This is a genomic window from Cellulosimicrobium cellulans, from assembly GCF_006539945.1.
Classification (GTDB): Bacteria; Actinomycetota; Actinomycetes; order Actinomycetales; family Cellulomonadaceae; genus Cellulosimicrobium; species Cellulosimicrobium cellulans.
Map to the genome: position 1 here is coordinate 89,067 of NZ_BJNZ01000019.1, position 6,823 is coordinate 95,889.

7 protein-coding genes are annotated in these 6,823 nt (G+C 75.1%); 6 read left to right on the plus strand and 1 reads right to left on the minus strand.

Features of this window, described 5'->3' with window-relative positions; translation table 11 throughout:
* The first annotated feature begins 76 nt into the window (after positions 1-76).
* From galE to CCE02nite_RS14300, 6 genes are all read left to right on the plus strand, one after another.
* On the plus strand, positions 77-1,096 hold the full coding sequence (gene galE / locus CCE02nite_RS14275) for a UDP-glucose 4-epimerase GalE (RefSeq protein ID WP_141390281.1): 1,020 nt from the start codon (positions 77-79) through the stop codon (positions 1,094-1,096).
* An 88-nt stretch (positions 1,097-1,184) separates the two neighbouring features.
* Positions 1,185-2,099 carry a phytoene/squalene synthase family protein gene (locus tag CCE02nite_RS14280; RefSeq protein ID WP_141390282.1) on the plus strand — a complete coding sequence of 305 codons (915 nt, stop codon included), beginning with the start codon at positions 1,185-1,187 and terminating at the stop codon, positions 2,097-2,099.
* The gene (gene crtI, locus CCE02nite_RS14285; RefSeq protein WP_141390283.1) at positions 2,096-3,769 is read left to right on the plus strand and encodes a phytoene desaturase family protein; all 1,674 of its coding nucleotides are present in this window, start codon (positions 2,096-2,098) and stop codon (positions 3,767-3,769) included. Before CCE02nite_RS14280 ends, crtI begins: the two co-directional genes overlap by 4 nt.
* Positions 3,766-4,107 (plus strand): lycopene cyclase domain-containing protein, encoded by a 342-nt coding sequence (locus CCE02nite_RS14290; protein WP_141390284.1) that lies wholly within the window; start codon positions 3,766-3,768, stop codon positions 4,105-4,107. Before crtI ends, CCE02nite_RS14290 begins: the two co-directional genes overlap by 4 nt.
* On the plus strand, positions 4,104-4,448 hold the full coding sequence (locus CCE02nite_RS14295) for a lycopene cyclase domain-containing protein (protein WP_141390285.1): 345 nt from the start codon (positions 4,104-4,106) through the stop codon (positions 4,446-4,448). Before CCE02nite_RS14290 ends, CCE02nite_RS14295 begins: the two co-directional genes overlap by 4 nt.
* Entirely contained in the window at positions 4,445-5,314 is an 870-nt protein-coding gene (locus CCE02nite_RS14300; protein WP_141390286.1) for a prenyltransferase, read from the plus strand. The genes CCE02nite_RS14295 and CCE02nite_RS14300 overlap by 4 nt, the downstream gene beginning before the upstream one ends.
* A 108-nt stretch (positions 5,315-5,422) precedes the next feature.
* On the opposite strand, the gene CCE02nite_RS14305 is transcribed toward CCE02nite_RS14300, so the two are convergent.
* A partial coding sequence (locus CCE02nite_RS14305) for a M15 family metallopeptidase (RefSeq protein ID WP_174774917.1) occupies positions 5,423-6,823 on the minus strand: 1,401 nt, incomplete at its 5' end.

The window sequence follows — 6,823 nt, forward strand, 5'->3', positions numbered from 1 at the left end:
GGCTCGCCGCCCGAGCCCTGTGACGACCCGGGTCCGGCGCCGCGGGGGTGTGCGCGGCCGCACTAGGGTGGGTGCCATGACGATCCTCGTGACCGGCGGAGCCGGGTACATCGGCGCGCACGTGGTGCGCCTTCTCCAGGAGCGCGGCGAGAAGGTGGTCGTGGTCGACGACCTCAGCACCGGTCGCGCGGACCGCGTCGGCGACGCGACGCTCGTGGAGGTCGACGTCGCGGCGCCCGAGGCCGTGGACGTGCTGACGCGCGCCCTCACCGAGCACGACGTGCGCGCGGTGATCCACTTCGCGGCCCGCAAGCAGGTGGGGGAGTCGGTCGAGAAGCCGGCCTGGTACTACCAGCAGAACGTCGGTGGCTTCACGAACCTCGTCACCGCGATGCAGGCGGCGGGCGTGGACCGGCTCGTGTTCTCGTCCTCCGCGGCGACGTACGGCATGCCGTCGGTCTCCCTCGTCGAGGAGAAGCTGCACGCCGAGCCGATCAACCCCTACGGCGAGACCAAGCTCGTCGGCGAGTGGCTCGGTCGCGCGGCCGGTCGCGCGTGGGGCCTGCGGTTCGTCGCGCTGCGCTACTTCAACGTGGCCGGCGCGGGGTGGCCGGAGCTCGGCGACCCTGCCGTGCTCAACCTCGTCCCCATGGTGCTCGACCGCCTGGAGCGCGGGGAGCAGCCCAAGATCTTCGGCGCCGACTACCCGACGCCGGACGGCACGTGCATCCGCGACTACATCCACGTCCTGGACCTCGCGCACGCGCACCTCGCGGCGCTCGGGTACCTCGACGTCGACGAGCGCCCGTTCGACGTGTTCAACGTGGGGACCGGTCAGGGGTCGTCGGTGCGTGAGGTGATCGACGAGATCGGGCGCGTCAGCGGGCTCGACGTCACGCCGGAGATCCTCCCGCGCCGTGCCGGCGACCCGCCGCAGCTCGTCGGCGACCCGCGCCGGATCAACGAGCTCTTCGGCTGGACGGCGACGAGGGGGCTGCCCGAGATCATCTCCTCGGCCTGGGACGCCTGGCAGGCCGGCCCCCGCCGCATCGAGGTGCCCGCAGCCGGCGGTGCCGAGGGCGCTCCCGAGGTGTGAAGAACGGATTCTCGTGCGATCCTCTATTCCTCAGCATGCTGAGGAATGACCGGGGAGGTGCCCCGGCGACGGACGACGGGACCAGCACGTGGGCGACGAGAACGACCCGGCACGGCTGTACGACTTGACCGCAGCGCGCACGAGCCGGGTCGTGCTCGCGTCCTACTCGACCTCGTTCGGTCTGGGAGCACGCCTGCTCGACGCGCCGACGCGCGACGGGATCGACGCCGTCTACGGTCTCGTCCGCATCGCCGACGAGGTGGTCGACACGCGGCGCGGGGACGGCGCCGCCGACCTCCTCGACGAGCTCGAGGCCGAGACGGCGAGGGCGCTCGAGCGCGGGTGGTCGACGAACCTCGTCGTGCACTCGTTCGCGCTCGCGGCGCGGCGCTGCGGCTTCGGCCACGCCGAGGTCGATCCCTTCTTCGCATCGATGCGGACCGACCTCACCGTGCGCGTGCACGACCGCGAGAGCTACGAGCGCTACGTCTACGGCTCGGCCGAGGTCGTCGGCCTCATGTGCCTCGCGGTGTTCCTCAACGCGCGCCGTCGCCCGGGCGAGCCGCTCCGGGTGCCCGACCCCGTGCTCGTGCGGGGCGCGCGGGCGCTCGGCGCGGCGTTCCAGAAGATCAACTTCCTGCGCGACCTGCGCACGGACCACGACGAGCTGGGTCGCGCGTACCTGCCCGGCGTCGTCCCGGGCCGGCTGCGCAGGCGTGACGTCGAGGCGTTCTGCCGGGAGGTCGAGGAGGACCTCGCCGCGGCGCGGGCCGCGCTCCCGGGCCTGCCGGTGCGGCCACGGATCGCGGTCGCCGCGACGGTCGCCGTCTACGAGCGGCTCCTCGCCCGTCTCGCGGCGACATCGCCCGAGGACATCCTGCGCGCCCGCGTGCGCGTTCCCGACACCGTCAAGGTCGCTCTCGCGGCCCGCGCCGCTGGTGGCCAGCTCCTCGGACAGGTGGCGTCCGCCCGGTCCCCGCGCCCGCGGAAGGTGCTCGCGTGAGGGCACCGCGCGTCGTCGTGGTCGGAGGCGGGATCTCCGGGCTCGCCACCGCGGCGCTCCTCGCGCGCGGGGGCGCGGCCGTCACGCTGCTGGAGCGCCACGAGGTCCTGGGCGGCCGGGCGGGCACCCTCGAGCTCGACGGCTTCCGCTTCGACACCGGCCCCTCCTGGTACTTCATGCCGGAGGTGTTCGACCACTTCTTCGCACTCCTCGGCGCGCGCGTCGAGGACCACCTCGACCTCGTCCCGCTCGACCCGGCCTACCGCGTCTTCTTCGAGCCGGACGGCGCCGACGCCGCGTCGACGTTCGAGCTCTCGGCGAGCCCGGGCGTGAACCGGTCACGGTTCGACGCGGTCGAGCCGGGTGCCGGCGGACGCCTCGCGGCGTACGCCGCGGAGGCGAGCGAGGCGTACGGGCTCGCGCTCGACCACTTCCTGTACACCACGTTCGAACGTCCCGACCGGGCGCTCTCGCCCGCGGTGCTGCGGCGGCTGCCTCGCCTCGCCGCGCTGCTGCGCGAGTCGCTCGCGGACCGCGCGGCGCGCGCCGTCGAGGACCCCCGGCTGCGCCAGCTCCTGGGGTACCACGCCGTCTTCCTCGGCTCGTCGCCGTACCGCGCGCCCGCGCTCTACTCCCTCATGAGCCACCTCGATCTCGTCGACGGCGTCCAGTACCCCCGCGGCGGGATGTACACGCTGATCGAGGCCGTGGCGCGGCTCGCGCGGGACGAGGGTGCGGAGCTGCGCACCGGGGCCGACGTCGCGGGCATCGAGGTCACCGGAGGAGACGGGCGGCGCGGGCGCGTCACGGGCGTCCGCCTCGCCTCGGGCGAGCTCGTGGAGGCGGACGTCGTCGTGTCCGCCGCCGACCGGCACCACACCGAGACCGCGCTCCTCGAGCCGCGCTGGGCCGACCTGCCCGCCGCGGCGTGGGAGGACAAGGGGCCGGGCATCTCCGCGCTGCTCGTGCTCGCGGGAGTCCGCGGCGAGCTGCCCGAGCTCGCGCACCACTCGCTCTTCTTCACGCGCGACTGGCCCGCGAACTTCGACGCCGTGCTCGGCACCGACCGCCGGAGCGACCCGCGCGGGCTGCGCGTGCCCGACCCGGCGTCGCTCTACGTGTCGCGCACGTCCGCGACCGACGGGCCGTCGTCGGGCGCGCCCGCGGCCCCGCCCGGCCACGAGAACCTCTTCCTCCTGGTCCCGTTCCCCGCCGACCCGACGCTCGGCGCGGACGCCCCGTCGCAGCGCGCGCTCGACGCGCTCGCGGACCGCTATCTGGCCCAGGTCGGGAGCTGGGCCGGGATCGAGGACCTCCCAGGCCGGGTCGTCACGCGCCGCGTGCTCGGGCCTGCCCACTTCTCGACCGAGCTCTCGTCGTGGCGCGGGGGTGCGCTCGGCATGGAGCACACGCTGCGGCAGTCCGCGCTGTGGCGGCCGGGCAACGTCTCCCGTCGTGTCGACGGGCTGTACCACGCGGGAGGTGGCACGATCCCGGGCGTGGGACTGCCGATGTGCCTCATCAGCGCCGAGCTCGTCGCGAAGCGGCTGCTCGGCGAGACGTCGTCGCGACCGTTGCCCGCGCCGCTGCGCACCGGGTTCCTCGCCGCGAGCCGGAGGCCGGAGCGGCTGCGACCCGCGGGGGTCCGGCCGGTCGAGGTCCGCCGGTGACGGGTCTGGTCTACCTCGGGGCGCTCGCGGTCTCGCTCGGGGGCCTCGCCGTGCTCGACCGGCGCTTCCGCCTCGCGTTCTGGGCGGACTGGCGCCGGGCCGCGCTCACGGTCGGGCTGGGCGTCGTCGGGTTCCTCCTCTGGGACGTCGCGGGGCTCGTGCTCGGCATCTTCGCGCGCGGGGAGAGCCCCTGGATGACGGGCCTCCTGCTCGCGCCCGACCTCCCCGTCGAGGAGGCGGTCTTCCTCACGCTCCTGTGCTACAACGCGCTGCTCGTCTGGCGCGGCGCCGAGCGCGTGCTCGCAGCACGCCGCGCCCGGGTGGAGGGCGACACGTGACCAACATCGTCCTCAACGTGATCGTCCTGGCGGCCCTCGTCGTCGTGTCGTGGCGCGTGCTGCGGCGCCTGCGTCCCGGCCCGCTCGTGTGGACCGCCGTCGTGATGTGCGTGCTCACGCTCGTGTTCGACACGCTCATGATCGCCGCCGACCTCTACGTCTACGACCCGGACAAGATCCTCGGCGTGTACCTCTGGGGCGCTCCCCTCGAGGACTTCGCCTACGCGCTCGCCGCGGCCCTGGGCATGCCGGTGCTGTGGACGGTGCTCGGGGCCCGAGGCCGCGACCGTGCCCCCGAGGATCGCGCCACGGGCGGTCGGGCGGGCGAGGGCGCCCGGTGAAGGACGTGCTGGCCGCGTCGCGGCCCTTCTCGTGGATCAACACCGCCTACCCGTTCGCCGCGGGCTACCTCGTCGCGACCGGCGGCCGGGTCGACCTCGCGCTCGTCGTCGGGACGCTGTACTTCCTCGTGCCGTACAACCTGCTCATGTACGGCGTGAACGACGTCTTCGACTACGCGAGCGACCTCCGCAACCCGCGCAAGGGCGGGATCGAGGGAGCGCTCGCCGACCCGGCGACCGCGCGCGCGACCCACCGGCGCATCCTGCGGGCCTGCGTCGCGACGAACGTGCCGTTCCTCGTCGCCCTGGTGCTCCTGGGCGACCCGCTCGCCGCCGTGGTGCTCCTCCTGGTCGTGTTCGGCGTCGTCGCGTACTCCGCCCCGGGCCTGCGGTTCAAGGAGCGCCCGTTCCTCGACTCGTTCACGTCCGCGATGCACTTCGCCGGGCCGCTGCTCTACGCGCTCGTCCTCGTGGACGCGGACCTGTCGGCGCGGTCGGTGTGGCCGGTGCTCGTGGGGTTCGTCCTGTGGGGGATGGCGTCGCACGCGTTCGGAGCCGTGCAGGACGTGCGCGCGGACCGCGAGGGCGGCATCGCGTCCGTCGCGACCGCGGTCGGCGCCCACGCGACCGTGCTCGGCGCGGCGGGGGCGTACGTCGCGGCCGCGGCGGTCCTCGCCGTCCTGCCGTGGCCCGGCGTCCTCGCCGCCCTGCTGCCGCTCCCGTACGCCGCCAACGTGCTCCGGTTCCGCGACGTGCGCGACGACGACTGCGAGCGCGCGAACGCGGGGTGGCGCACGTTCTTGTGGCTCAACCTCGTCACGGGCTTCCTCGTGACGATGCTGCTCGTCGTGACCGCGCTCGCCTGACCGCCGGGCTCGGCCGGGCGGGCGGCGTCGGGTGCTCCCCGGGACGACGACGGCCCCGGTCCGCGAGGTCGTCGCGGTGCCGGGGCCGTGGTCGGGGGAGCGGGAGCCTCAGGAGAGGTCGCCGTACTCCCAGTGCCAGGGCTCGTTCTTCGAGCCGCCGGCGCGCGCCCACTCGGGGTTGTCCCAGCCGTAGGCCGGCGCGTTGGCGCGCATCCACTCGTACTGCGCGGTGCCGTAGCCCTGGATGCCGCCGCCGAGGTCGAGCGCGAGCGCCCAGCCGTGGTTCGACATGCCGGGGGGCGCGGCGAAGTACCCGCGCGACGCCTTGACGGCGACCTGCGAGGCGTAGGAGCGGTAGGAGTCCGTCACGGAGAGGTTCACGCCGAACGCCTCGCGGAACTTCTCGTTGAGCGCCTCGATCTGGTGCGCCGCGTCGCAGCGGAGCTGCTCGCCCGGCGCGAACGACAGCTCGCACAGCGCGCTCGCGGGGATCTGACCGTTGCCGTAGCCCGCCGTGGAGGTCGCCCACCTGTCGAGCTGTGCGGCGATCTCCGCGGCCGACGGCGGTCCGGGCACGACCTCGACGGTCACGCCCGAGCCGGCCGCGTCGAGCAGCGTCGACAGCTCGGTGGTCAGGGAGGCGATCTCCTCGGAGGTCGGCGCGTCGGAGGAAGACGCGTCGGTGGTCGGCGCGGTCGCGGCGTCGTCGGAGGAGCCGGTCGCGAGGTCGGGCGACGTGGCCGTGTCGGCGGCCGCGGCATCCTCCTCGGGCGACTCGGTCGCGGTCTCGGCGGACGCGGAGGCGTCAGGAGCGGCGTCGTCGGGGTCCGCCGCGCTCTCGGCCGACAACGCCGCCGCCGGCTCGTCGGACGTCGCGGCGAGGTCGGGCAGCGCCGCGTCGAGCGCGGGCGCCGCGGCGGCAAGCTCTCCGAGCGGGGTGCGCGCCGAGGTGCGGCTCGCGCGCTCGCCACCGCGCTCGTCGAGCGCGGGCACGCTCTCGGCGAGGACGTCCGTCGCGGAGAGGGAGTCGCCCACCGCGGCGTCGTCCGGGGCGTCGGGCGTGGTGCTCGGCGCGGCGTCGGGGTCCGCGGGCTGCGTCCCGACCGAGACGGCCGGGAGGCTGGAGAGGTCGGGCGTCCGGTCGGCGGAGGACACCTCGGTGACGGCCTCGCTGAGGCGCGTGCGCGCGTCCTCGATCTGGGCGACCTGCTCGGGGGTGAGCCCTGCGGCGCCTTCCCCGGTGAGGAACTGCGCGCGCTGGAGCGCGTCGCCGGCCGCCTCGACCGTCTCCGGGTCGGCGGCGACGGTACCGATCGTGGTGGGCGCGGGCGCGGCGGTCACCCCGGGGGCCGGGGTCCCGGCCGTCGTGGTGCCGGTCCCGGCGGCCGACGGCGCGGTGCCGCTCCCGAGGGCGGCCGCGGCGGTGCTCGCCGTGAGCGCGACGGCCGCCACGGCGGCGCCGGTCCCGAGCGTGCGGCGGCGCGGCGCGACGCGGGCAGCACCGTGCGC